The 24,969-nt window shown below is 66.9% G+C and carries 26 protein-coding genes and 1 pseudogene; 21 read left to right on the top strand and 6 right to left on the bottom strand.

Annotated features, from left to right (window positions below; genetic code table 11):
* The first annotated feature begins 38 nt into the window (after window positions 1-38).
* From mraZ to ftsZ, 15 genes are all read left to right on the top strand, one after another.
* Window positions 39-467: a division/cell wall cluster transcriptional repressor MraZ gene (mraZ, locus tag ACZ5BT_RS10010; protein ID WP_464884447.1), complete on the top strand. Its 429-nt coding sequence runs from the start codon at window positions 39-41 to the stop codon at window positions 465-467.
* Window positions 464-1,330, top strand: a complete 867-nt coding sequence (gene rsmH / locus ACZ5BT_RS10005) for a 16S rRNA (cytosine(1402)-N(4))-methyltransferase RsmH (protein WP_464884446.1) — start codon at window positions 464-466, stop codon at window positions 1,328-1,330. Before mraZ ends, rsmH begins: the two co-directional genes overlap by 4 nt.
* Window positions 1,327-1,572: a hypothetical protein gene (locus ACZ5BT_RS10000; RefSeq protein ID WP_464884445.1), complete on the top strand. Its 246-nt coding sequence runs from the start codon at window positions 1,327-1,329 to the stop codon at window positions 1,570-1,572. Before rsmH ends, ACZ5BT_RS10000 begins: the two co-directional genes overlap by 4 nt.
* Window positions 1,569-2,936 carry a peptidoglycan D,D-transpeptidase FtsI family protein gene (locus tag ACZ5BT_RS09995; protein WP_464884444.1) on the top strand — a complete coding sequence of 456 codons (1,368 nt, stop codon included), beginning with the start codon at window positions 1,569-1,571 and terminating at the stop codon, window positions 2,934-2,936. The genes ACZ5BT_RS10000 and ACZ5BT_RS09995 overlap by 4 nt, the downstream gene beginning before the upstream one ends.
* Before the next feature lie 64 nt (window positions 2,937-3,000).
* The gene (locus ACZ5BT_RS09990; RefSeq protein ID WP_464884443.1) at window positions 3,001-4,248 is read left to right on the top strand and encodes a UDP-N-acetylmuramoyl-tripeptide--D-alanyl-D-alanine ligase; all 1,248 of its coding nucleotides are present in this window, start codon (window positions 3,001-3,003) and stop codon (window positions 4,246-4,248) included.
* Window positions 4,241-4,990, top strand: a complete 750-nt coding sequence (locus ACZ5BT_RS09985) for a hypothetical protein (RefSeq protein ID WP_464884442.1) — start codon at window positions 4,241-4,243, stop codon at window positions 4,988-4,990. Before ACZ5BT_RS09990 ends, ACZ5BT_RS09985 begins: the two co-directional genes overlap by 8 nt.
* Window positions 4,987-5,847 (top strand): phospho-N-acetylmuramoyl-pentapeptide-transferase, encoded by an 861-nt coding sequence (locus ACZ5BT_RS09980; protein ID WP_464884441.1) that lies wholly within the window; start codon window positions 4,987-4,989, stop codon window positions 5,845-5,847. Before ACZ5BT_RS09985 ends, ACZ5BT_RS09980 begins: the two co-directional genes overlap by 4 nt.
* Window positions 5,847-7,085, top strand: coding sequence for a Mur ligase family protein (locus tag ACZ5BT_RS09975; protein ID WP_464885817.1), 1,239 nt, complete (start codon window positions 5,847-5,849; stop codon window positions 7,083-7,085). Before ACZ5BT_RS09980 ends, ACZ5BT_RS09975 begins: the two co-directional genes overlap by 1 nt.
* Window positions 7,064-8,119 carry an FtsW/RodA/SpoVE family cell cycle protein gene (locus ACZ5BT_RS09970; protein ID WP_464884440.1) on the top strand — a complete coding sequence of 352 codons (1,056 nt, stop codon included), beginning with the start codon at window positions 7,064-7,066 and terminating at the stop codon, window positions 8,117-8,119. Before ACZ5BT_RS09975 ends, ACZ5BT_RS09970 begins: the two co-directional genes overlap by 22 nt.
* Window positions 8,116-9,168, top strand: a complete 1,053-nt coding sequence (gene murG / locus ACZ5BT_RS09965; RefSeq protein WP_464884439.1) for an undecaprenyldiphospho-muramoylpentapeptide beta-N-acetylglucosaminyltransferase — start codon at window positions 8,116-8,118, stop codon at window positions 9,166-9,168. Before ACZ5BT_RS09970 ends, murG begins: the two co-directional genes overlap by 4 nt.
* Entirely contained in the window at window positions 9,165-10,529 is a 1,365-nt protein-coding gene (gene murC, locus ACZ5BT_RS09960; RefSeq protein ID WP_464884438.1) for a UDP-N-acetylmuramate--L-alanine ligase, read from the top strand. The genes murG and murC overlap by 4 nt, the downstream gene beginning before the upstream one ends.
* On the top strand, window positions 10,520-11,326 hold the full coding sequence (locus ACZ5BT_RS09955; RefSeq protein ID WP_464884437.1) for a UDP-N-acetylmuramate dehydrogenase: 807 nt from the start codon (window positions 10,520-10,522) through the stop codon (window positions 11,324-11,326). Before murC ends, ACZ5BT_RS09955 begins: the two co-directional genes overlap by 10 nt.
* Before the next feature lies 1 nt (window position 11,327).
* A complete protein-coding gene (locus tag ACZ5BT_RS09950; protein ID WP_464884436.1) occupies window positions 11,328-11,921 on the top strand; it encodes a cell division protein FtsQ/DivIB in 594 nt (197 codons plus the stop codon).
* Window positions 11,918-13,165 carry a cell division protein FtsA gene (gene ftsA, locus ACZ5BT_RS09945; RefSeq protein WP_464884435.1) on the top strand — a complete coding sequence of 416 codons (1,248 nt, stop codon included), beginning with the start codon at window positions 11,918-11,920 and terminating at the stop codon, window positions 13,163-13,165. The genes ACZ5BT_RS09950 and ftsA overlap by 4 nt, the downstream gene beginning before the upstream one ends.
* Window positions 13,166-13,177: 12 nt before the next feature.
* Window positions 13,178-14,227 carry a cell division protein FtsZ gene (gene ftsZ / locus ACZ5BT_RS09940; RefSeq protein ID WP_464884434.1) on the top strand — a complete coding sequence of 350 codons (1,050 nt, stop codon included), beginning with the start codon at window positions 13,178-13,180 and terminating at the stop codon, window positions 14,225-14,227.
* Between the two features lie 93 nt (window positions 14,228-14,320).
* On the opposite strand, the gene cysK is transcribed toward ftsZ, so the two are convergent.
* A complete protein-coding gene (gene cysK, locus ACZ5BT_RS09935; RefSeq protein ID WP_464884433.1) occupies window positions 14,321-15,235 on the bottom strand; it encodes a cysteine synthase A in 915 nt (304 codons plus the stop codon).
* A 62-nt stretch (window positions 15,236-15,297) separates the two neighbouring features.
* Here cysK and ACZ5BT_RS09930 point away from each other — a divergent pair, with 62 nt between their 5' ends.
* From ACZ5BT_RS09930 to ACZ5BT_RS09915, 4 genes and pseudogenes are all read left to right on the top strand, one after another.
* Window positions 15,298-15,765, top strand: a complete 468-nt coding sequence (locus ACZ5BT_RS09930) for an FKBP-type peptidyl-prolyl cis-trans isomerase (RefSeq protein ID WP_464884432.1) — start codon at window positions 15,298-15,300, stop codon at window positions 15,763-15,765.
* A gap of 68 nt (window positions 15,766-15,833) precedes the next feature.
* Entirely contained in the window at window positions 15,834-16,694 is an 861-nt protein-coding gene (locus ACZ5BT_RS09925; protein ID WP_464884431.1) for a DUF1028 domain-containing protein, read from the top strand.
* Window positions 16,691-17,077: an NUDIX hydrolase gene (locus tag ACZ5BT_RS09920; RefSeq protein WP_464884430.1), complete on the top strand. Its 387-nt coding sequence runs from the start codon at window positions 16,691-16,693 to the stop codon at window positions 17,075-17,077. The genes ACZ5BT_RS09925 and ACZ5BT_RS09920 overlap by 4 nt, the downstream gene beginning before the upstream one ends.
* A pseudogene (locus ACZ5BT_RS09915) lies at window positions 17,058-17,543 on the top strand (gamma carbonic anhydrase family protein); the annotation flags it as partial. The gene ACZ5BT_RS09920 and the pseudogene ACZ5BT_RS09915, both read left to right, overlap by 20 nt.
* Before the next feature lie 48 nt (window positions 17,544-17,591).
* On the opposite strand, the gene ACZ5BT_RS09910 reads toward ACZ5BT_RS09915, so the two are convergent.
* On the bottom strand, window positions 17,592-18,560 hold the full coding sequence (locus ACZ5BT_RS09910; RefSeq protein ID WP_464884429.1) for a thiamine-phosphate kinase: 969 nt from the start codon (window positions 18,558-18,560) through the stop codon (window positions 17,592-17,594).
* Between the two features lie 29 nt (window positions 18,561-18,589).
* On the opposite strand from ACZ5BT_RS09910, the gene ACZ5BT_RS09905 reads away from it, so the two are divergent.
* Both ACZ5BT_RS09905 and ACZ5BT_RS09900 read left to right on the top strand, forming a co-directional pair.
* Window positions 18,590-19,312, top strand: a complete 723-nt coding sequence (locus ACZ5BT_RS09905; RefSeq protein WP_464884428.1) for a 2-phosphosulfolactate phosphatase — start codon at window positions 18,590-18,592, stop codon at window positions 19,310-19,312.
* Window positions 19,302-20,018 (top strand): WecB/TagA/CpsF family glycosyltransferase, encoded by a 717-nt coding sequence (locus ACZ5BT_RS09900; protein WP_464884427.1) that lies wholly within the window; start codon window positions 19,302-19,304, stop codon window positions 20,016-20,018. Before ACZ5BT_RS09905 ends, ACZ5BT_RS09900 begins: the two co-directional genes overlap by 11 nt.
* A 38-nt stretch (window positions 20,019-20,056) precedes the next feature.
* Here the strand turns inward: ACZ5BT_RS09900 and ACZ5BT_RS09895 are convergent, their stop codons facing one another.
* Genes ACZ5BT_RS09895 through ilvB form a run of 4 tightly spaced genes read right to left on the bottom strand, consistent with a single transcriptional unit; the run spans window position 20,057 to window position 24,783 of the window.
* A complete protein-coding gene (locus ACZ5BT_RS09895) occupies window positions 20,057-21,589 on the bottom strand; it encodes a 2-isopropylmalate synthase (protein WP_464884426.1) in 1,533 nt (510 codons plus the stop codon).
* Complete coding sequence (gene ilvC / locus ACZ5BT_RS09890) at window positions 21,576-22,595, bottom strand: ketol-acid reductoisomerase (protein WP_464884425.1); 1,020 nt, start codon at window positions 22,593-22,595, stop codon at window positions 21,576-21,578. The genes ACZ5BT_RS09895 and ilvC overlap by 14 nt, the downstream gene beginning before the upstream one ends.
* Window positions 22,592-23,104 (bottom strand): acetolactate synthase small subunit, encoded by a 513-nt coding sequence (gene ilvN / locus ACZ5BT_RS09885; RefSeq protein ID WP_464884424.1) that lies wholly within the window; start codon window positions 23,102-23,104, stop codon window positions 22,592-22,594. The genes ilvC and ilvN overlap by 4 nt, the downstream gene beginning before the upstream one ends.
* A complete protein-coding gene (gene ilvB / locus ACZ5BT_RS09880; protein ID WP_464884423.1) occupies window positions 23,101-24,783 on the bottom strand; it encodes a biosynthetic-type acetolactate synthase large subunit in 1,683 nt (560 codons plus the stop codon). Before ilvB ends, ilvN begins: the two co-directional genes overlap by 4 nt.
* Window positions 24,784-24,969 lie beyond the last annotated feature (186 nt).

Here is a 24,969-nt window from a genome sequence, read left to right as displayed (position 1 = left end):
AAAAAAGCGAAGCGGCGCCTCGCTCGGGGGTTCGATCTATGCCTTTTGGGGAGTACACCTATTCACTCGATGACAAGGGAAGGGTGGTGGTCCCGCCCCCCTTCCGCGACTTCCTGCGCGACGGCCTGGTTCTTACCCGCGGGCTCGAGGGCTGCCTCTACGTGTTCCCCCTGGCCACCTGGTCCCGGATCGAACGCCAGCTCGAGGGCCTGCCCCTCACCGACAGCGAAGCCCGGCGGTTCGTCCGCTTCTTCTACTCCGGGGCCCACAAAACCAAGCTCGACAAAGGGGGTAGGGTCCTGATTCCCCCGAATTTGCGCCAGTTCGCTGGTCTCGAATCGGGCGTCGTGGTTGCGGGGGCGCCCGACCGTATCGAGATCTGGTCCGAAGCCCGCTGGTGGGAGGACCTCAAGAAAACCATGGCCTCGCCCCCCAACCCTGAAGTCTTGAGGAATTTGAGCGGATGACCGCAAGAACCATCCACGCACCGGTTTTGCTTGAGCCCGCACTCGACCTGCTCCAGGTTGAGGCGGGAAAGCTCTACGTCGACGCCACCTTCGGCGGCGGGGGGCACACCCTGGCGATGCTGGAACGCGGCGCCAGGGTCATCGCCCTCGATCAGGATCCAGCAGCGATCGAACGGGCCGAAGCCCTGGCTAAGGATTACCCCGACGCCCTCACCGCCGTGCACGCCAATTTCCGCGACCTCGCGATGGTCCTCGATTCGCTGGGCATCGATCGGGTCGACGGAATCCTGGCCGACCTCGGCATCTCCAGCTTTCACCTCGAGGACCCCTCGCGCGGATTCGCCTACCGCCACGACGGACCTTTGGACATGCGCATGGGCGACGAAGGACCCACCGCGGCCGAGATCGTCAACACTCTGCCGGAGGAGGCGCTGGCGGAGATCATTTTCCGTTACGGCGAGGAGCGAAAGGCCCGAAAGATCGCCAAGGCCATCGTCGAGGCCAGGCGAAAGTCCCCTATCCAGACCACCCAGGCTCTGGCCGACATCATCCGCCAGGCCGCGGGCTTTCGCCGAGCCGGCCACCCGGCCCGAAAAACCTTCCAGGCCCTGAGGATCTACGTCAACGACGAGCTGGGGGCGCTCGAGGCGCTCCTCCACTCCAGCGCCCGAGTGCTCGGCGTCGGCGGTCGCCTCGTCATTATCAGCTTCCATTCCCTCGAGGACCGCATCGTGAAGCGTTTTTTCCGCGAAAGCCCCGACTTCGAGCCCGTGCGCAAAAAACCCATCGTTCCCGGGGCCGCCGAGGTGGCGGCAAACCCCCGGGCCAGGAGCGCCAAACTCCGGGGAGGCATCCGGCGATGAAGACCGTCCTTCGATGGGGCTTCCTCCTCAGCTTGTCCCTGGTCTTGCTGGCCGCGCTGGGCTGGCGGGTTCAGAGCCTCAAGCGTCAGGCAGAGCAGCTCTACCAGGAGAACCTGCGCCTCAGCGAGGAGGCGCGCCGCCTTGAAGCTGATCTCGCCCGGGCGAGATCGCCGGAACGCGTCCTCCGCTGGGCCCGGGCCAACGGCTTCGTGCCCCTGCCCCAGGGGAGGTGGACGCGATGACCGATCTCGGGCTCAGACGCACCTGGGTCGCCGCACTCTTCGCGCTCATGTGGATTCTTATTTTTGGAGCCGGGTTCTATCAGTTGATCGCGGCTTCCAAGCAAAACGCGCTGCCCCGGATCGAACCTCCGCCACGCCCGCCGGTCGTTCGCGGTCGGATCCTCGCCGCCGACGGCACCCCCCTGGCCCTGAGCCCAAGCCCAGGTACGCGGCTCTACCCGCTCGGGGCCTTTGCCGGACAAGTCGTGGGGTACACCGAGCGCTATCGCGACCCTGAATCCGGGGAGTGGGTCTACGGCCGGGGACTCTCGGGCGTCGAACGGATCAGCGAGCTCCGTCTGGCAAGAGGCGAGGACGTCCGACTCACCATCGACCCGATCGTCCAGGCCCTGGCCGAGGAAGCCCTTGATCGCGGCGTTGAGAAAACCCGGGCCAAGTGGGGCGCGCTCATCGTCCTCGATGCCAAAAGCGGCGCCATCCTCGCCGCCGCCAACAACCCGACCCTCGACCCCGAAAGCCCCCGCGGCCGCCCCGGCCAAGACCCCCGACTCTTCAACTACGCCTTTCGCTACCTCATCGAACCCGGGTCCACGGTCAAACCGCTCACCGCGGCCGCGCTGTTGAATGAGGGCAAGGTCACCCTGGAGGAAAAGATCCCCGTCCCTTACCGGCGCAAGGTCGCCGATCGCTGGATCCGCGACTGGCGGTGGCACCCCGTCCAAAAGCTCGATCTGGCCGACATCCTGGCCAAATCGTCCAACGTCGGGATCAGCCTCCTCGCCGAACGGCTGGATCCCAAGGTTCTCTATCGCTACTTCGAGCGGCTTCACCTCGACGACGCCAACCTCCTGCCCGGATTCAGTGAACGGCCACTGGTCAAACCCCCATCGGCGTGGGGTCCGGTGGAGTACGCCAATGCCAGCTTCGGTCAGGGATTCGCCATCACCCCGCTCCACCTCGCCGCCGCGTTCAACTCGCTGGCCGACGGCCGTTACAAACCCCCCCTCCTCTTCGCCGGCCAAGCGGAGGCCCCCGCCCGGGTCTTCAGCCCTGGGGTCGCGGAACGGTTGCGGGGCATTCTCAGCCAGCGGATCTCGCCCGAGGCCCGCATCCCCGGTTACCGGGTCGCCGGCAAAACCGGAACCGCCCAGATCGCGGTCCCCGGAGGGTACGATCCAAACCGGGTGGTGGCGCTGTTTGCCGGGTTTGTCCCCGCCGATACCCCGCGGGTGACCGCGGTGGTCGTTCTCTACGACCCCGAGGTTGAAAAGGATCGCCGCTTCGGCGCCTACCTGGCGGCGCCGGTCTTCAAGGAACTGGCCGAGGGCCTCTTCTCGTACTGGGGCGTACCGCCGACCTGGTAGTATGAACTTGGGTGAGTGGGTTGTGCAAATACCTCAACATACTCAATACCTAGACCCCGGATGGGTGGCCCAGGTCACCGGAGGACGCCGGCACGAAAAGGCCCGCCCGGCGTCGGACCTGGCCTGGGACAGCCGCAGTCTCACCCCGGGGAGCGCCTTCGTCGCCCTGCCCGGCCAGCGCACCCACGGCAACGCCTTTTTGGAGGACGCCCTGGCCCGGGGGGCGGCCTTTTTGCTCACCGATCTGGCGCGCCCCGAAGCCGTCGAGGTCGCCGACCCGTACCGGGCCCTGATCCTCCTCGGCCGGGCCCTGCGGCGGCGATTTTCCGGGCCGGTGGTCGCGGTGAGCGGCAGCGTTGGCAAGACCACGACCAAGGAATCGCTCGCAAGAGCTCTGGGCTACGCCGCCACCGCGGGCAACCTCAACACGGTCCCCGCCCTGGCCCGGTTCTTCCTTCACCTCAACCCAAAGGCAAAGGGCGCCGTGGTCGAACTGGGAATCGATCGCGTCGGGGAGATGGACGATCTGGTCGAACTCACCGAGCCAGAGATCGGCGTGCTCACCGCCATCGCCCCCGCCCACCTCGAGGCCTTCCGGGACCTCCAAACGGTGGCCCGGGAAAAGGGGAAGCTCCTGACCGCCTCAAAGCTCAAAATCGCCGAGGTAGGGGCCGCGCGTTGGCTTGACCTCGAGGGCGTACGCACCTATGGGTTTCACCCTGAAGCCGATTTCCAGGGACACGACCTCCGCTACGGTCTTTGGGGCACCCGCTTTGTCTACCGGGGCAAGCGGGTCCATCTCCCCTACCCCGGTCTCGGACCCGCGCTCGGGGCCCTGGCGGCGCTGGCCGTGACCGAGATCCTTGGCCAGAGCATCAGCGATGCCATCGAGCGGCTGGGCGCGCTCAGGCTGCCTTCAGGCCGCCTCGAGGTCATCCACGCCAAAGATCTCACCATCATCCACGACGCCTACAACGCCAACCCTGCCTCGGTCCAAAGCGGTCTGGAACTGCTTAAGCAGGTCCCGGGGCGGAAAGTGGTGGTGCTCGGCACCATGCTCGAGCTCGGCGAGAGCGCACCGGCCCACCACCAAAGCGCCGCCCGGGCGGCGGCCGCCGTGGCCGACGAGCTGATCTTCGTCGGCGACTTCGCCGAAGCGATGCAAAAGGCAGCCGGGCGGGGCTCGGTGGCGAGAAGCGTCGCTGAAGCGGCAAAACACCTGCAAAGGGTGCGGCGTCCCGGCGACGTGGTCTATCTCAAGGCCTCAAGGGGCCTGCGCCTGGAACGATTGCTCGAGGTGATCGATGGGTAGGCGGAGGGTAAGCGCAAGGCTCTTTCCGGCGGGCCTGCTCCTGGCAGGCCTCCTCGCCGCCTGCGCACCCACGACCTCCCAGCCCACCCCGAACGTCATCCTCATCCCCGGCGGCACCATCCGGGGACGCTGGGTGGAGTGGGGCACCTCGCGCTTCCCCCTCCCCGCGCCCCCGCTTCTGGCCGCCGCCAACGGCGATGCACTCTATGTCGCCTACGCCGACCAGCTCCTCTTTTTCCGGGGCGGCACCTTTGTGGAAAGCTTCCGACTCTCAACGCCTCCGCGTTTTCTCCACGCCTTTCCTGAGGCCGTGGTCGGACTTGCAAATGAACTCTTCGTCCCCGGAGCAAAAAAGCGCTTTCCCTACCCCGCCCGGGATGCCCGGGTGCGAAAAGGCGTGTGGTGGACCGATGGCGATGCCTGGTACGGTAACCGCAAACTGGCCAGCGGTCGGTTCCGCATCGTGGTGGCCGACGATACTCGGGTCGCCTTCCTAGGCAAAGAAGCGTTCTTTCCCGGCATCGGCCGCTTTCCGATCCCCCGGTTTCATGCCGCAGCGCTGGCGAGCAACCTCTACCTCCTGACCGACGAGGGCCTTGTCGCCTACACCCCGACCGGGCTCCGCATCGCCCGCCGTCCGGGCGCCTACCTGGCCCTTGCCGCCCGAGCCGGGGAGGTTTGGGTTCTTGACCGCCAAGGCGAACGCATCCATCTCAACCCGTATCTGGAGGAAACGCCATGAGCGTGGTCACTGCGTTCATCCTCAGCTGGTTCCTGGTCGGCCTTGAAGCGAGGCTGCTCCGGGCGTTCAATCTGGGAAAACGCGTCCGACAAGATGGCCCCGAGAGCCACCTGCAAAAATCGGGGACCCCGAGCATGGGCGGGCTGGCCATCGCTCTCGCCGCGGCGCTGGTGTGGTGGCGATACGGCGGCGGCGAGCTCGCGGTCGCGCTCCTCACCCTGGGCTTTTTGCTGCTCGGGCTCCTCGACGACCTGGCCGGGGTCATCCTGCGACCGCTCAAGGCCCGGGAAAAGCTCGTACTCCAGGTCCTCATCGCCACCGCCTTCGCCATCCACATCTCGGCCACGGTCAGCTACGCCCCCTGGCCGGCGCTCGATTTCGCGCTCTTTGTCCTGGCCATCGTCGGCACCGCCAACGCCATGAACTTCACCGACGGCCTGGACGGCCTGGCCGCGAGCGTGGGAATCATCATCCTCCTCCCCTTCCTGGGCTTGCCCCTTGGCGGGGCATTCGTCGGGGCGCTGCTCGGCTTTTTGTGGCACAATGCGCCACCCGCTCGGATTTTCATGGGCGATGCCGGGTCCCAGGCCCTGGGCGCGCTCATCGCCGGGCTCTTCCTGGTGCAGGGCAAGCTCTTTTTCCTCCCCCTCGTCGCCATCGTGCCCGTCGCCGAAGTGCTGAGCGTGATCGTCCAGGTCATTTATTTCCGGGCCACGGGGGGGGAGCGGATCCTCCGCATGGCTCCGCTGCACCACCACTTCGAACTCGGGGGCTGGCCCGAGGCCAAGGTTGTCTTCCGCTTCGCGGTGGTCACCGCCGTGGCCACAGCGCTGGCGACGGCGCTTTGGGGGGCATGATGCGGCTGGTCTTCGGTCTGGGACAAAGCGGGCTCGGCGTCCTGCGTTTTCTCAAGCGTCACGGGATTCCGGCCCGCTTCTACGACGAACACCCGAGACCAGAGCACCTCGAGGCCGCCCTTGCCCTGGGTTTTGAAGCCGATCCTGACCCGGCGCCGGGGGTTTACCAAGAAGTGATCGCCGCCCCCGGGGTACCCATCGACCACCCCCGCCTGAGGACACTCGGCGCCCCGGTCATCGGCGAGGCCGAGCTGGCCTCGCGCCTTGGCAAGGCCGAGATCATCGCCATCACCGGGACCGCTGGCAAGACCTCGACCACCACCTTCACCGCCCACCTGCTCCGCGCCCAGGGCCTTTCGGCGCTGGAAGGCGGCAACATCGGCACCCCTTTGGTCGACGTCATCGACCGGGCCGAGGTCGCGGTGGCCGAGCTCTCGAGCTTCCAGCTCGAGCGCATCCGCGACTTTCATCCCCGGGTGGCGGTCCTGTTAAACCTCGGTCGCGACCACCTCGACCGGCACCGCACGCTCGAGGCCTACCACCGAGCCAAGCTCAATCTCCTCAAAAACCTCACCTCCAACGACGTGGTGGTCTACAATGCCGCCGACGCCAAGATCGTCGAGGCCCTCGAAGAAACCCCGGCCCGGCGTTTTCCTTTTACCCCTCAAGCCACCCCGCGGGAAACCAACCTCGAGGCCGCCCGTCGAGCGGCCATCGCCTATCTCACGCTCCGCGGCGGGACGATCGATCCAAAGTCGATCGATGAGGCGCTCCGCACCGCCCCCACCGTCCCCGGCCGCTTCGAAGTCGTCGGCCAAAGGGGCGGCGTCGTCTTCATCGACGACTCCATCGCCACCCGAACCCTGGCCGTTCGGGCAGCGCTCGAGGCCGCCCCGGCGCCGGTGGCCTGGATCCTGGGAGGCATCGACAAAGGCGCCGACCCCCTGCCGCTTCGACCCCTGGTGCAGGCGAAGGTGGCCCTGATCCTCGCCATCGGGCGCGACGGCCCCAAGCTGGCCCGAAGCTACGCCGACGCGGTTCCCGTGGTCGAGATCACAGCGTCGGGTAAGGAGGCGTTTTCCCGGGCGATCGAAATCGCGCTCTCCCGCATCGACCGTGGCAGCGTTCTCCTGGCCCCGCTCGCGGCTTCCTTCGACATGTTCCGCGACTATAAGGCGCGTTCCCAAGCTTTTCGGGCTGCGGTCAAGGAGGTGCTATGGACCCCTACCTCCTCCTAGCCCAACTCCTCCTGTCCGGCTTCGGCCTCGTCGTCGTGGCGACGGCGGCCCCGGGGCTCTTCGTGTCGCACGCCGCGAAGATCAGCGTGGCGTTGCTGGTGACGCTGGTGGTCTCGAGAGCTTCGCTACCCTTTTTCCTTAAATGGGCCCGCTGGTTCTACGCCGGGGCGGTCATCCTGCTTTTCCTCGCCATTCTCATCGGGGTCGATGTTCGCCCGGGCAAGGACTACGCCCACCGATGGCTGGTCTTTGGCGGCATTTCCTTCCAGCCGGCCGAGCTCAGCAAACTCCTCCTGGTGTTTTACCTGGCGAGATTCTTCGAAGACCACGGCACCGACTACCCGGTACTGGGCCCGGTCACCGTCATCGCCCTGGCGGTGTCGCTGGTGGCCATGGAGCCCGACTTTGCCACCGCGGCCTTCCACTTGATCCTCGCCCTGTTCATCCTCCTGGCCATCGGCGTGCCCTGGCGCCGCCTCTTTGCCATTGGGATCTTCAGCTTCCTCATCGCTATGAGCCTTCAAAGTCTCTACCTCAGCCGCTTCGGCCACGTGCTCGAGCGCTTCCGCGAATTCTTCTCCGGAGAACAGGGGGTCTACCAGGTGGTGCGGGCCAAGGAGGCCATCGTCGCCGGCGGACTCTTTGGCCAAGGGCCCGGCGCCAGCATGCCCTATGTCCCCTACGCCTACAACGACATGGCCTTCGCCACGCTGGCTTTCGCCCTGGGCTGGCTCGGGGTCACGCTGCTCTTTTTGGCCTATGGCATCATCTTCTTCCGCGGGATGCAGATCGCGGTGAACCTGCAGGGCGGCATCAGCGTGGTCGCGATGGGCATGACCGCCGCCATCACCCTGCAGGCCGCGGTGCATACCGCGGTGGTCCTCGGCCTCCTGCCGACCACCGGCATCCCCTTGCCGATGATCAGTTACGGTGGCACCTCGCTGGTGGCCAGCGGGCTGGCCCTGGGGTTTTTGCACGCGGCCTCGAACGCCGCATTTCCCCGCGGCAAGACCGAGAGAAGGGAGGCGCGATGAAGATCGCCCTCACCGGTGGCGGCACCGGCGGCCACATCTTCCCCGCCATCGCCGTGGGCGAAGCTCTTGCCCGGCGGGGCCACGAGGTCTTCTACGTGGGCTCGAGCGGCCTTGAATCCCGGCTGGCCCCGAAACACTTCCCCTTTTACGAAATCGCCGCCGGCAAGCTCGATCGTACCGCACTCCGCCCGGCCGAAGCCCTCAAGGTGGCAAAGGGCCTCGCCCAGGCCCTGGCTCTGGCCAGGCGGATGCGCCCCGACGCGGTCTTCGCCACGGGGGGCTACGCCGCCTTTCCCTTCGCCTTCGCCGCCAGCACCTTGGGCAGTCCCCTGATTCTTCACGAACAAAACGCCGCCCTGGGCCTGGCCAACCGGCTCCTCGTCCGGCGGGCCCGACTCCTGACCCTCGCCGTACCGGCAAACCTCCCGCCCATGCTCAAGGCTCGCGCCCAGGTGGTCGGGATGCCGGTGCGTGAGGTTCGGCACCCCCGCGAGGCGGCCAGACGCCAGCTCGGGCTCGACCAGCAGCGGCCCACCCTCCTGGTGCTCGGAGGCAGCCAGGGGGCACGGGTGTTCAACCAACGCCTGCCGGCGTTGCTCGCGCCCTTCCTCGACCGCATTCAGGTGGTCCACCAAACCGGAATCCGCTGGCTCGAGGAAACCCGGGCCACCTTCTCGCACCCCCATTACCACTTCGTGGACTTCCTCGACACCACGCTCGCCTGGTCGGCCTCGGATCTGGCGGTCACCCGTGCCGGGGCCATGACCCTGGCGGAAGCCGCCTACCATGGAGTACCGTTGATCATCGTGCCGCTGCCGAGTTCGGCCGGCGGCCACCAGGAAAAAAACGCACGGCTCTACGAAGCCCGGGGGGCGGCGAGGGTGGTGTTGCAGGAGAGGATCGAAGCGCTGGGCGAACACATCGAGGCGTTGCTCGACCCCGAAACCCGAAGGGCCATGCGGAAAGCCCTTCAAACGCTCAGCCCCGCCGGAAGCGCCGAACGGCTGGCCTCGTTGATCGAATCGTGCTTGAAAGGAGTCACCGCGTGAAGCAAGGCACCCACCTGCACCTGATGGGCCTCGAGGGCATCGGAATGAGCGCGCTGGCCCGGGTCCTGGTTGCCGAAGGCCACAGGGTCTCGGGCTGCGACCTGCGCCCGGCGGAAAACGCAGGGGCGCTGGCGGCTATCGGGGTTGATGTTTTCCCGGGACATGACCCCGACCATCTGCAAGGGGTGGACCGGCTCGTCGTCTCCAACGCGGTTCCCGAAACGCACCCCGAGGTTCGGGCGGCGAGGGCGCGGGGCATCCCGGTGCAAAAGCGCATCGAGCTGCTGGCGGAAATTCTGGCCCGTGCGCGTAGCATCGGCGTCACCGGAACCCACGGCAAATCGACCACCACCGCCATGCTGGGCCAGATCTTCCTCGCCGCCGGGCTCGACCCCACGGTGCTGGTTGGGGCCAGGGTCCCGGATTTTGGCAGCAACGCAAGAATCGGCCAAGGAGACTACCGGATCGCCGAGATCGACGAGTCCGACCGGCTGTTCCCCAAGGCCAGAGTCGATGTCGCGGTGCTGACGAACCTCGAGGACGACCACATCGGCGACACGCGTCCCAGCTATCATCCCAGCGAAGCGGCGCTGCGCCAGGCCATCCGTCGCTGGCTCGAACGCGCCGGCAAAGTGGTCTACAACGCCGACTGGCCTCATCTTTCCCGACTTTTGCCCGACACCGAGCGGATCGGTTTCGGACGCCAGCGGGGTGAACTCAGGGCCCAGGCGCTTCGCCTCGAGGCCACCGGGAGCACATTCTCCCTGGTCTATGACGGGCAGGTCCTCGGCGAGATCCACCTCCACCTTCCGGGGGCCCACAACGTCGAAAACGCCCTCGCCGCGGCGGCTGCGGCGGTTTCAGAGGGCATCGCGTTCGAGGCCATTCGGGCCGGGCTCGGCGCCTTCAAAGGCATCGGGCGTAGGTTCGAGCGGGTGGGGCAGATCGGCGAGGTTCCAGTCTACGACGACTACGCCCACCACCCCACCGAGGTTGCAGCGACGCTCCGCACCGCCAAACAAACCGGGCGCCGGGTTCGCGCGGTCTTCCAGCCCCACCGCTACCGGCGCACCGCCCAGATGTGGCATCGGTTCGCCGAAGCGCTGGCCATCGCCGACGAAGTCGTGGTCCTGGAGATCTACGCCGCCGGCGAAGCCCCGATCCCTGACGTGAGCGGCGAGAAGATCGCCCGGGCGCTCCAGAGCCGCGGGGTGACGGCATCCTACATGGGCTGGGACGAAGCCCTCGACCACCTCAGGCAAAGCCTCGAGAATCGAGACCTCATCCTCACCATCGGGGCCGGAGACGTATGGCGCCTGGCGCGCCAGCTGGTCCAGGCGGGGGAAACGGTATGGAGGTGAAACGCGTTCACTTAAAGGACTTCACCACCCTGGGCGTGGGAGGACCGGCCGAGCTCTGGCTGGTCGAGACTCTCGATGACCTGGCCCGGGCCACCGAAGCCCCCTACCGGATCCTCGGCAACGGCTCCAACCTGCTGGTGGCCGACGAGGGGGTCCCCGAGCGGGTAATTAAGCTTGGGGGCGAGTTCGCGAGGTGGGACCTCGACGGTTGGATCGGGGCCGGGGCACTCCTGCCCCAGATCGTTCAGGAAGCGGCGAAACGGGGCCGCTCGGGCCTCGAGGGCCTGCTCGGGATTCCGGCCAGCGTCGGCGGCGCCGTCCGGATGAACGCCGGCACCCGCTTCGGCACCATCGCCGAGGCACTGGCCGAGATCGAGTACTTCCACGAGGGGCGCCTCATCCGGGTAGGGCCCGAAGCCCTGGACTTCGGCTACCGGAAGAGCGGGCTACCCGAGGGCAGCGTGGTGACCCGGGTTCGCCTCGATCTCAAGCACCGTCCGAGTACGGAAATCCTCGCCCGCATGCGGCGGGTGGACCAGGCGCGAAAAGGCCAGCCGAAGCGCAAGAGCGCCGGCTGCGCCTTCAAAAACCCGCCGGGGGACGCCGCCGGCCGGCTCATCGACCTCGCCGGCTTCAAGGGCCTGCGGCGGGGCCAAGCCATGGTCAGCACCGAGCACGGAAACTTCATCGTAAACTTAGGGGGAGCGAGCGCCAAGGAGGTCTGGGCCTTGATCGAAGAAATCCGCAAAACGCTCCCGTTGGAGCTGGAATGGGAGGTTTGGGGGAGGTTTCCATAAGATGGCCCGCTTCCTCGCCGCCCTGATCCTCGCCGGCTTGCTCATTGTGGCCGGGTGGCTGGCCTTCCCCGTGCGCGAGGTCGTGGTCGTCGGCAACCGGGCCCTCCCCGCGACCGCCGTGGCCCGGATCGCAGGACTCTATTCCGGCGCCCCCTGGCTGTACTTGGGACCGGCGACCGCGAGGAAGCTTGAAAACCATCCCCTGATCGCGAAAGCAAAGATTTCCCGGCCGAGCATCGGGCTGGTGGTGATCGAAATCCAAGAACGCCGTCCCCTGGCCTATCTCGACCGCACCCTGGGCATCCCAAGCGGGGCCAAGGCGCGGCTGGTACTCGATGCCAGCGGCTTTCCCCTGCCCAATTACAGGCGGGGTGGCGTGCGTTTGCTCGGGTACGGACCCGACCTCGACCAGGCACTCCAACTCGCCCAGCGTTTCCCCGACGCCCGAGTCATACGCTACTCGCCCCTGGGATTTGGCGTAGACTTTGGAAGGAGCACGCTTTGGGCACCCACGGCACGCGAGTTGCTCCGTGCCCCACGCCCGAACAAGGGGCGGCTTCAGATGTACGCTTGGGGGGTGAGCGTCCGCCAATGAACGAGCGTCTTCTCCTCGGACTGGACATCGGCACCACGAAAGTCACGGCAGTCATCGGCGAACTCGCCACCGACCACGTTCTCGACGTCATCGGCGAGGGGAGCGTGCCCTCCGAGGGCATGAAGCGGGGCGTGGTGGTGAACCTGGAACGCACCGTCGAGGCCATCCGCGCCGCGGTACAGGCCGCCGAACGCGTTGCCGGGGTGAAGCTCGAACGCGCCTACGTGGGGGTGGGCGGGCCCCAGCTGGCCAGTTTTACCAGCCACGGCCTGGCCGCGATTCGCCGGGGCCAGACCATCACCCCCGCCGACGTCGAACGGGCCATCGAACAGGCCCGGGTCTTCCCCCTCGAGGGCGACCACGAGCTTTTGCACGTGATGCCGCTTGAATTCAAGGTCGACGGCCAGGAAGGCATCCATGACCCGGTGGGGATGGCGGGCGTTCGCCTCGAGGTCGAGGTGCTGCTCGTCGCCTCGGCCATCGGACCGCTCTCCAACCTGCGCCGCGCGGTCCAGGCCTCCGGGCTCGACCTGGCGGGGCTGGTCGCGGTGCCGTATGCCAGCGGCCTTTCGGTCATCCGCCCCGATGAAGCGGAGATGAACGTGGTGGTCCTCGACATCGGCGGCGGCACCAGCAACCTCGCCTACTTCAAGGACGGTCGACTGGCCTTTGCCAAGGTCATCCCCATCGGCGGCGAGCATATCAGCAACGACATCGCCACGCTCCTCAAGATCCCCTTCGAGGAGGCCGAGCGGATCAAGCAAAAATACGGCGCCGCCGTGCCCGAGCTCGCCGACCCGGATCTGGTGCTCGAAATCAACCAGTCGGGCCACCCTGCGGGAGGCATTCCCGCGCCCGAACTCGCCCGCATCATCCGACCCCGCGTCCGGGAGATCTTCATGCTGGCCCGCAAGGCGCTCGAGGAGGCGGTGGGGCCGATCGAGGTGGTCGCGAGCAAGCTCATCGTCACCGGGGGCTCGGCGCTCCTCCCCGGCGTCAACGAGCTCGCCCGACGCGACTTCTCGCTCCCGGTGCGCCTCGGCCGCCCGGGCGGCGTCGAGGGCCTGGCCGATATGGTCTCTTCCCCGGCCCACGCGGTCGCCGTTGGCCTCCTCCACTACGCCAAGCAGTACGGCGACGAGAAAAAGCTCCACCACAGCCACCTGGTCAAGAAGTCGCCGTACAAAAGCAACGCTTCCCCGGTGTGGGAACGAATCAAGTCGTTTTTTAAGGATTTCTTTTAGAGTGGAGGAAAGATGAACGGAGCGGTCATCAAGGTGATTGGCCTGGGCGGTGCTGGGAACAACGCCATCAACCGCATGATCGAAGCCGGTTTGTCGGGTGTCGATTTCATCGCCGCCAACACCGATGCCCAAGTGCTGGCCAAGTCGCTCGCCGATCTCCGCATTCAGCTGGGGGATAAGCTGACCCGCGGTCTGGGCGCGGGGGCGAACCCCGAGATCGGCGAGAAAGCGGCTTTGGAAAGCCAGGACCTGATCGCCGACCACCTCGACGGCGCCGACCTGGTGTTCATCACCGCCGGGATGGGTGGCGGCACCGGCACCGGCGGCGCGCCGGTGGTCGCCGAGGTGGCGAACAAGCTGGGGGCCTTGACCATCGCCGTGGTCACCCGCCCCTTCAACTTCGAAGGCCCCAAACGCCGTCGGGTCGCCGAAGAAGGCATCGCCAAGCTCAGGGAGCGGGTGGACGCCATGGTGGTGGTCAACAACGATCGCCTGCTTTCCGCGGTCGACAAAAAGGTGAGCCTGAAAGAAGCCTTCCTCATCGCGGACCGCGTTCTCTACCACGGTGTGAAGGGCATTACCGACGTCATCAACCTGCCGGGGATGATCAACGTCGACTTCGCCGACGTTCGGGCCATGCTGACCGACGCCGGCCAGGTTCTGATGGGGATCGGTGCCGGCAAGGGCGAAAACCGGGTGGACAAGGCCGCGGAGTCGGCCACCACCAGCCCGCTGCTCGACCGCACCATCGAAGGTGCGCGCCAGCTCCTCATCAACGTCGTTGGCGACGAGAACCTCTCGCTGGCCGAAGCCTCGGAGGTGGTGGAAAAGATCCGCAGCGCCACCGGCCTCGAGGAGCCGGACATCCTCTACGGCATCACCTACGAGCCCAAGGCCACCGACGAACTCCGGGTCATCCTCATCGCCTCCGGTTTCAACGACGCCACCGGCGGGGGTTACGTCCGCTCGGGGGGCCTGGAGCAACCCCGGAGCTTCGATCCGACCGACTACGAGATCCCGGCCTTCATTCGCTACGGCGACGCCGACCTCTCAAACCGCTAGGCGCTGGCGCGTAGGCGATCGCAGGACAGAAAACCCCCGTGGTCGCGACCACGGGGGTCGTTCGTTGAGCCGTGCCACCTGAGCGGGCTCTTCTTAGGCGCTGGCGTAGAGCTCGGTGGTGAGGTATTTGTAGCCGGCGTCGGGGCTCACGGTGACCACCCGTTTTCCGGGGCCGAGCTCACGGGCAATCTGCAGCGCGATCAGCACGTTGGCCGACGAACTCATGCCCAAAAAGAGCCCCTCTTCCCGCGCCAGCCGGCGGCCCAGGGCGAAGGCATCATCCTCGGTGACGGTGCGGACCTCGTCGAGCAGGTCGAGGTCGAGGTTTTTGGGTATGAAACCCGGCCCCATCCCCTGAAAGCGGTGGTTCTCGACCGGACCACCGGAGAGCACGGCCATGGTCGCGGGCTCTACGGCCACCACCCGCACGCCGGGATTTTTCTCCTTCAGGAAACGTCCGACCCCGCTGATCGTCCCCCCGGTTCCCGTTCCGTAGACGAAGACGTCGATCTCGCCCCCCATGGCCTCCCAGATCTCGGGCCCCGTGGTGCGATAGTGTGCCTCCGGATTGGCCGGGTTTTCGAACTGGTTCGGCATGTAGGCGCCGGTCTCCTCCACGATCTCGAGTGCCTTCTCGATCGCGGCCCGCATGCGACGGGCCGGGTCGGTGGGAACGACCTCGGCCCCGTAGGCGCGCAGGATACGCTTGCGCTCCTCGCTCGCCGAACCCGGCATGGTGAGGGTGAGACGGTAACCGCGGCTGGCGGCGATCATGGCCAGCGCAATCCCCGTATTCCCCGAGGTCGGCTCGACGATGCGCTGTCCCTTGCCCGGCACCAAGATCCCTTCCTCTTCGGCCCGGCGGATCATAAAGAGCGCCGGGCGATCCTTGACCGACCCGCCGGGATTTTGGCCCTCGAGCTTCACCCAGACCTCGGCCATCTCCGGCGTCACGACGCGGCTTAACCTGACCATTCCCGTCCGGCCAATCAAATCTTCAATCCTCATGAAACTCCCCTCTCAGCCACTATACTGAAAGGGCTTCCCCAGGAAGGGAAGGGAGTTTGTTGATGAAAGTAGAAAGAAATAAAGTCGTCACCATCGTCTATACGCTTCGCACCAACGGTGAGGTCGTCGACCAGGGCGAGCTCGCCTATCTGCACGGCCACGGTCAAATCATCCCCGGGCTCGAGGAGGCCCTCGAGGGCCGCCACGAGGGCGAGGCGTTCGCTGTCAGCGTTCCCCCCGAGAAGGGCTACGGCGAACCCAACCCCGAAGGGATCCAGGTCGTCCCCAAATCCGCATTCCCAGAGGGCAGTGAGGTCGCGGTGGGCGAACAGTTCTACGCCCAGGACCCCTCAGGCCAGCCCCTGCCTTTCGTCATCACCGCGGTCGAAGGCGATGAGGTCACCATCGACTTCAACCACCCCCTGGCAGGCCAGGTGCTCGACTTCGAGGTCGAGATCACGGCGATCCGCGACGCCAGCGAAGAGGAGCTGGCGCACGGCCACGCCCACGGCCCCGAAGGGCACCACTAGACTTCCGGGAAGCGAGTGCCGGCCAGCGTCACGCTGGCCGGTTTTTTCCTTTTTGGTAAGTTGATGGCATGGTACCTGTCAGCACGTTTTCGATCGTGGCCCGCGATCCCCAAACCGGCGATCTCGGCATCGCCGTCGCCAGCAAATTCCTCGCCGTGGGGGCGGTGGTGCCCTTCGCCGAAGCCGGCGTCGGAGCGCTGGCCACGCAATCCTACGCCAACACCACCTACGGGCCACGGGCCATGGCTATCCTGAGAGCCGGCGGGAGCCCGAAGGCGGTCCTGGAGGCCTTCGAACGGACCGACCCGGAGCTCGCCCAAAGGCAGTTCGGCCTGGTGAGCGCGAAAGGGGAATCGCTGACCTTCACCGGCGACGCCTGCCACCCCTGGGCCGGGGGGCGCTCGGGCGAGGGTTTTGCCGCCCAGGGGAACCTTCTGGTCGGGCCCCAGGTCATCGATGCCATGGTCGAGACCTACCAGAGCAAGGCTTCGCTACCCTTCCCCGAACGGCTGCTCGAGGCCCTGCTCGCCGGCGACCGCGCCGGGGGCGACCGGCGGGGAAGGCAGTCGGCGGCCCTTTTCATCGTGGGCGTCGATAAGGGCTATGGCGGGTTCAACGATCGCTGGATCGACCTGCGCGTCGACGACCACGAAGACCCAGTGCCGGAGCTCGCGCGGCTGCTTTCCATCCACCGTCTCCTCTTCTCACCGCCCAAGGCCCCCCGTCCCCTGACCGAGGCCGACCTTCGCTGGCTCACCGAGCTCCTTGCCGAAAAGGGTTTCCTGAATCGGCCCGTTGACCACTGGAACGACGAGGTCGAGACCGCGTTCAAGGCCCTGCTCGGACAGGAGAACCTCGAGGAGCGCTACCGGGGCGGCCCCGAGGTGGACGAGGACGTGCTCAACTATCTGAAGGAGAAGTTCCGGTGAAAACGGTGCGGAGCGCGGGTGGGGTGGTCCTGAACCGCAAAGGCGAAGTGCTGCTGATCCGCGACCGCAACGGCTACTGGGTCTTCCCCAAGGGCCACATCGAACCGGGCGAGACCCCCGAGCAGGCGGCGGTGCGGGAGGTCAGGGAAGAGACCGGCATCGAAGCGCACATCATCGCGCCGCTCGGCGAGACCCGGTATGTGAACGACCGGGGCGTGCCCCGGGAGGTGGTGTGGTTCCTTATGGAGGGTGAGGGACAGCTCGCGATCGAACCCGGCCTCACCGGGGGAGGGTTTTTCCCCGAGGAGGAAGCCCAAGGCCTGATCGCCTTCCCGGAAGACCTCGAGCTCTTGGAGCGCGCCTATGCCCATCGTGCCTTTTGAAGACAGCCACCCCAACATCGATACGAGCGCCTTCGTGGCGGAAAACGCCACCGTCATTGGCAACGTCACCGTGGGTCCCCGGGCCTCGATTTGGTACGGGGCGGTGGTTCGAGGGGACCTCGAGGCCATCGTGATCGAAGAGGGCAGCAACATCCAGGATGGCGCCGTCATACACGCCGATCCCGGGGACCCGACGCGGATCGGCCCCTGGGTCACGGTCGGTCACCGGGCGGTGGTCCACGGAGCCACGGTCGAAGAAGGCGCGCTGATCGGTATCGGGGCCGTGGTCTTAAACGGCGCCCGCGTGGGCCAGGGGGCGGTGATCGGGGCCGGGGCTGTGGTTCCTCCCGGAGCCTTCATCCCCCCGGGGATGCTGGCCCTCGGCGTGCCGGCGCGGGTGGTGCGTCCGGTGACGCCACCCCAGAACGCCCGGCGCTACGCCGAGCTGGCCGAGCGGTACAAGCAGCAGGGCCTTTAAGTCCCCCGCCGTAGCTTTTGCCACGGCTAGGGGGACTTAGCCCCGGGCAAAGTGCGAATATCCCGCCCGGCGCAAAGGCTGGCCACGATAACAAACGCCCGCCGGACCATCCTCAACCCGGCCGCAGAAACAAAAGGGGACCCCGAGCGATTCCAAGAGGCCCTCCACCAGGCCTCGCCCCTCGGGCCTCACCAGGACCACCGCCTCGAACTCTTCCCCGCCGTAGAGCACCAGATCCTCCCAAAAAAGCCCCGCTCTGTGGGCGTAGCGCAAGACCGCGGGGTGCTGCGGCAGGCGGTCGAGGGCGAAGCGGACGCCGCTCGCCTCAGCGAGCTGCCACAACGTGAGGGCAAGGCCATCGGAGCTGTCGGCGCTCCCGGAGAGGAAGGGACGGAGCTGGGCCAGGGCGAGCAGGGCCAGCCTCGCCCGGGGCCAGTAGCCGGCCTCGGCGATCTCGGGAAAAGCCTCGAGCGAAACCCCCCGGTCGTGTGCGTCGATCGCGGCACCGGAAAGTCCCCAGCGGTCCCCGAGCAGCAAGATCCAATCTCCCGCCCTGGCCGATCGGGGCAACGGTGTCGCCACCGCCAAGCCCATGCCCGCGGCGGCGAGCGCCTCCGGACCACGATTGGTGTCGCCACCAAGGAAGTCAGCGCCGTAGGCCCTCGAGGCCCGGGCCGCTCCCCGCACCCACGCCACCGGCCGCGCCACCTCGGCATCGCCGGGGACGAAGAGACTCAGCACGAACCCCACCGGGCGGGCCAGCTTGGTCAGCAGATCGGAGGCCACGGCGGTCACCGCGCGCCAGCCGAGGGCTGCCTCCGGCATCCCGGCCAGACGGACCGCCTCGGCGGTGAAGGCGTCGGTCTTCAAAAGCCACGCCTTTCCTCCAAGCCACACCCCGCCAGCATCGTCCCCCACCGGGAGCGCCGCCGCGCGAACCCCCGGCCTGGAAAAGGCAGCAAGCTTTTTCAGTAAACGGGACTCCCCGTACTCGTCGAGGCGCATAGTGCCATCATGACGTAGAATGGGCGCCGATGCGCGTGCGCGTAGACCTGTTGCCCCGAGCGCCCTATCCCGACGTGGTCATTTTGGTGGATGTGCTGCGTGCCAGCACCTCGGTGACCATGCTGCTCGCCCAAGGCGCGACCGAAGTCCTGATCACCCCGAGCCTGCGCGCCGCCAGAGCCTGCGCGAAGGGCGCGCTGCTGTTTGGCGAGCGCGAGGGGATTCCACCCGAAGGCTTTCACCACGGCACATCGCCCGCCGAGATCGCGGGTCTGTCCGTGAACGGCCGGCGGCTGATTTACACCAGTGAGAACCTGCCCCAGGCCCTAGAGGCCGTCCGGGAAGCCCGGGCGGTGTTCCTCGGCGGCTTCCGCAACGCCCGGGCAGTGACCGAGGCCGCCCTGGCGCTGGCCCGGGAGGAGATCGCGATCGTCGCCGTCGGCCACCACCGGCGCGAAGCGCTCGATGACGCCATCGCCGCCGGTTTTTTGGCCAAGCGCATCGTGATGCAACGGCCACAAGCCACGCTGGTGGATGCCGCCCAGATGGCCATGGCCCTCTTAAAAGCGTTCCCCGACCCCCAGGAAGCGCTCTGGCAATCGGCCGCGGGGCAGTTTCTCACCGGCCTCGGTTTCGTTGACGACCTGGCCCTGGCCAGCCTGATCAGCCACGACCGCGCGGTGCCGGTTCTAGAGGGGGTCGAGGACTGCGCCGATCGCCCCTTCTACCGCTTCGTCCGCTATGAGGCTTGAACTCCTGGGCCTGCCCCTCGATCCGGTGGACATGCAATCGGCCCTCGCCCGGATCGAAGGGTTCCTCAACACACCGACCACCGACACCGTCGTGACCCTCAACCCGGAGATCGTCGTCCGGGCGCAGAGAAATCCTGATCTCCAGGCGGCCATTCGCAAAGCCTCGCTGGTGACGCCGGACGGGGTGGGCGTGCTTTGGGCCATTAAGAAACTCTATGGACAGGAACTCCCGGAACGGGTCACCGGCATCGAACTCACCGAGGCGCTCTTTAAGCGTTTCGGTGGGCAAATCCGGGTCTTTTTCCTCGGCGCGAAGCCCGGCGTGGCCGAGCAAGCGGCGCGAAACGCCCACGCGCGCTACCGGGTTCGCGTGGCGGGGACGCACCACGGCTACTTCAAGGACCCGAGCAGCGTTTTGCGAACCATACGCGCTTCAGGCGCCGATCTGCTGCTTGTGGCTCTGGGCGAGCGCCAGGAAGTCTTCATGGAACGATACCGCGACGTCCTCGGGGTCCGCGTGGCCATCGGCGTGGGCGGGACCCTCGATGTGCTGGCGGGCAAGGCCAGGCGATCGCCGGCCTGGACCCGCCGCCTGGGCCTTGAGTGGGCCTGGCGCGTGGGGACCGACCCCCGCCGCTGGCGGCGGGGGCTCAGGCTGGTTCGCTTCGTCCAGCTGGTCAAGGCCGAGGCCCGACGCCAAGGCTGAGGGGGAATGCCCCTGACCCCGGCCGGGTGGGCACTGCGCTAGGGGGTTTCCACCACCTCCCGGCTTCCCACGCCGGCGACCAGCTTGTTCAGGGCGTCGAGGTAGGCCCGGGCCGAAGCCTCAACGATGTCCGGGGCCACACCCCGCCCCCCCACGACCACACTCCCCATGCGCAGCCGGACCGCCACCTCGCCGAGCGCCTCGGTGCCCCCGGTGGTGGCCTCGATGCGGTAGGCCTCGAGGGCGGGGCTCATCTCCACCGCCCGCGCGATCGCCCGGTAGACCGCGTCCACCGGACCATCCCCGGTGGCCGCTTCCTGCACCTCACCGGAAGGGGTCCGGACCCTCACCGTCGCCACCGGGGTCAGCTGGGTCCCGGCGTGTACCTGCAGGTCGAGCAGCTTGAAGTGCTCGGGCGCGCGCGTGCGCTCGTCTTCGATGAGCGCCACCAGATCCTCGGCCGAAACCGTCTTCTTGCGTTCGGCGATCGCCTTGAAGCGGGTAAAGAGCTGCTTGATCTCCTCGTCGGTCAGTTCGTAGCCGAGCTCCTGCAAGGCCTGGCGGAAGGCGTGCCGGCCCGAATGCTTGCCGAGCACCAAGACCGCGGCCTGACGCCCTACGAGTTCGGCGTTCATGATCTCGTAGGTCTCCCGGGCCTTGATCACCCCATCCTGGTGGATCCCCGACTCGTGGGCGAAGGCGTTGGCCCCCACCACCGCCTTGTTCGGGGGCACGACCATCCCGGTGAGCTGGCTCACGAGGCGGGAAGCGCGGGAGAGCTCACGGGTGTTGACCCCGGTCTCGGCCTGGAAGAAGTCGCGCCGGGTGTAAAGGGCCATGACGATCTCCTCGAGGCTGGCGTTCCCGGCCCGCTCACCGATGCCGTTGATCGTGCACTCCACCTGGGTGGCCCCGGCCCGGACCGCGGCCAGGGAATTCGCCACCGCCATGCCCAGATCGTCGTGGCAGTGCACGCTCCACTCCACCCCTTCGGCCCCGGGAGTGTGCTCGATGACGTAACCCACGAGCTCGGCGAACTCCCACGGCACCTGATACCCCACGGTATCGGGGATGTTGATGACCGTGGCCCCGGCACGGATGGCCTCGCCAAAAATACGGACCAGGAAGTCGGGATCACTCCGCCCGGCGTCCTCGGCCGAAAACTCCACGTCGTCGACGAAGCCCTTGGCGAAGGCCACCGCCCAGCGGGCCCGCTCGACCACCTCATCCGGGGTGAGGCGCAGCTTTTTCTCCATGTGGATGGGGCTGGTGGCGATGAAGGTGTGGATGCGCTTTTTCGCTGCCGGGGCGATGGCCTCGGCTGCCCGTTCGATGTCGGGCTTTGCCGCCCGGGCCAGCGCCGCGATCACCGGACCCTCGACCGCCTCGGCGATGCGACGCACCGCCTCGAAATCACCCTGGCTTGCTATGGGGAAACCGGCCTCGATCACGTCCACGCCCAGCCTCGCCAGCTGCTGGGCGATGGCCAGCTTTTCATCCGGAGTGAGCGCCACGCCCGGTGACTGTTCGCCGTCCCTGAGCGTGGTGTCGAAAATCTTAATCCGCCGCATCGGTCTCCTCCTCAATCCGCGCCTTGATGAAGGGCATCATGGCGCGGAGCCTCTTGCCGACATCCTCGATCGGGTGCCGGGCCCAACGCCGCCGGCCGGCCTCGAGCACGGGCCGCCCGGCACGGTTTTCTAAAATCCATTCCCGGGCAAACTCACCGTGTTGGATCTGGCGCAAGACCTCGCGCATCCGTTCCTTCACCTCATCGCCGATGACCACATCGCCACGGGTGTAGTCGCCGTACTCGGCGGTGTTCGAGATCGAATACCGCATCCCGGCCAGGCCGGATTCGTAGATCAGATCGACGATGAGCTTGACCTCGTGCAGGGTTTCGAAGTAAGCGACCTCCGGCTGATACCCGGCCTCGACCAGGGTCTCGAACCCGGCGGTGATCAAACGGGTGAGCCCGCCACACAGCACCGCCTGCTCCCCGAAGAGGTCGGTCTCGGTTTCCTCGGCGAAGGTGGTGGTCAACACCCCAGCCCGCGTCGCCCCCAAGGCCTTGGCGTACGCCAGGGCGGTGGCCATCGCCGCCCCGCTCGCGTCCTGGTGAACCGCAACCAAAGCGGGCACCCCCCGCCCGGCCTCGTACTCGCTGCGCACGAGGTGGCCGGGGCCTTTGGGCGCGACCATCCAAACGTCGAGGTCCGGCCGGGGTCGGATCTGTCCGAAGTGGATGTTGAACCCGTGGGCAAAGGCCAGCGCCGCCCCTTCCCGCAGGTTCGGCTCGACGGCGCGGGCATAGACTTCAGCCTGGACCTCGTCAGGAAGCAAAACCATGACCACGTCGGCCCGCAAGACCGCTTCCTCGACCGTCAGCACCTTAAGGCCGCGCCCGACCGCCTCTTCCCAACGCCGGGAGCCCTTGCGCAACCCGACGACCACCTCGATCCCCGAATCTCTGAGGTTGAGGGCGTGGGCGTGCCCTTGCGAACCAAACCCCAAGACCGCGACCGTCTTCCCCTTCAGAAAACCCACATCCGCATCGTGATCGTGATAAACCTTCATACCGCCTCCCTTTTTGCCTTCAGCCTCAATACCCGCTCACCGCGGTCCATGGCCACCGCCCCGGTCCGCATGGTCTCGAGGATCCCGTAGGGGGCCATTTCCTCGATGAATCGGGTGATCTTGGCTGGATGCCCCGTCACCTCAAAGGTGAGCGCCGTCCGCGCCACGTCGACGATTCGCGCCCGGAAGGCCTCAGCGATCTCCTTGAGCTCAAGGCGTTCCTCGACGCCCGCCACGTGAACTTTGACCAGCGCCATTTCCCGCTCCAGATGCGGCCCCTCGTGATCGACCACCTTGAGCACCTCGATGAGCCGGTTGAGCTGCTTTTCAACCTGTTCGATGGTCCGGTCATCGCCGTAGACCACGAAGGAGATGCGGCTCACCGAAGGAATATGGGTGCGGCCCACCGCCAGCGATTCGATGTTGAACCCCCGGCGCGCGAACATCGAGGTGATGCGGGTCAGCACCCGGGGATGATCCTGGACCAAAACGCTCACCAGGTGCCTCATCGCTCGACCTCCTCTGGGGCCTCGAGGATCATATCCTCGGCGCTGCCCCCGGCCGGGATCATGGGATAGACCGCCTCGTCGGGGGCGACGTCAAAGACGGCCAGGAACGGCCCTTCGACCTCGAACATGCGTGCCACCGCATCAGCGAGCGCATCCCGGGAACGGACCGAAGTGCCCTCGATTCCGTACGCCCGGGCCAGTTGGACGAAATCGGGGTTCGAATCGGCGAGATAGACCTCGCTGTAGCGATCGTCATAGAAGAGGTCCTGCCACTGGCGAACCATGCCCAGATAGCCGTTGTTCAGGATGACCATTTTGATGGGGAGACGGTACTTCACCACCGTCGCCAGCTCCTGCATGGTCATCTGGAAACTCCCGTCGCCGTCAAAGAGCACCACGGTGCGCCCAGGGTGGGCGATCTGGGCCCCGATCGCCGCCGGCAATCCAAACCCCATGGTCCCCAGGCCCCCCGAGGTCAAAAAGCTCGCCGGGTGCTTGACCGGGTAGAACTGGGCGGCGAACATCTGGTGCTGGCCCACCCCGGTGACCACGATGGCCTCGCCCCCCGTGGCCTCACCGACGGCGCGAATGACCTCTGGGGAACGCAGTGAAGCGCGCACGGGCACCCGCAGCGGATAAGCTCGCTGCCACTCCCGGATCTGCTGCCACCAGGCCTCGAGCGAAAGCGGCTTGGCCCCTTCGGCGAGTCGCTCCGCCACCCAGCGGGCATCGCCGACCACGGGAATCTGGGAATCGACGACCTTGCCGATCTCGGCCGGGTCGATATTGACGTGGACCACGGTCTCGGCATTGGGGGCGAAGCGGGCCACGTCGCCGGTCACCCGGTCGTCGAAGCGGATGCCGATGGCGATCAGCATATCCGCTTGCTGAATGGCCAAATTGGCCGCCGCGGTCCCGTGCATCCCGGGCATCCCCAGGAAATGCGGGTCATCGGCGGAAAGGATGCCCAGGCCGTGCAGGGTGGTGGTGGTGGGAATGCCGGTGACCTGGACGAAACGGCGAATGGCCTCGGCCGCATGCCGCGCCCCGCCGCCAGCGATGAGAATGGGCCGCTTTGCCGCCTCCAGCGCCTTGAGCGCCCGCTGGATCTGCCGGGGATGGCCGCGGTAGGTCGGCTTGTAACCCGGCAGGTCCACGCGATCGGGGAAACGCCCGGTGAATTCAGCGTTTTGGACGTCCTTGGGCAGATCGATGAGCACGGGGCCGGGCCGACCAGTACTGGCGATGTAGAACGCCTCCTTGACCACCTTGGGAATTTCATTGACGTCGGAGACCAGGTAGTTGTGCTTGGTCACCGGCATCGTCACCCCGGTGACGTCGGCTTCCTGGAAGGCGTCGGTCCCCACCGCGGTGGTTGGAACCTGGCCGGTGATCGCCACCATCGGCGTCGAATCCATCATGGCGTCGGCGAGGGCGGTCACCAGGTTCAGGGCGCCGGGTCCGCTGGTCACCATCGCCACCCCAACCCGGCCGCTGGCCCGGGCATAGGCCGCGGCCGCGTGCCCCGCGCCTTGCTCGTGACGTACCAAGACGTGCCTGAGATCCGGCCGATGATAGAGCGCATCATAGACCGGCATGATGGCCCCGCCGGGATGGCCGAAGATCACTTCGACCCCTTCCCTGCTGAGCGCCTCGAGAAGTACTTCTGCCCCCGTCATACCTCACACCCCTTTCCCAAAAACGCGCGCCCCCGGAAATCCGGGGGCGCGTCTTGGGTCTCGATGCATCAACAGGCAACCGACCCCGCCCCCGGCCCGGGAATAATTAGGCCTAGAACGAGGGCGAAATCGGTACCGTAGCTCCGCATCTTAGCGCCGATTCTATGGGAGGGGCTCATCCCTGTC

Source organism: Vulcanithermus mediatlanticus, assembly GCF_055385885.1.
This window is presented reverse-complemented; position numbering and strand designations above follow the sequence as displayed.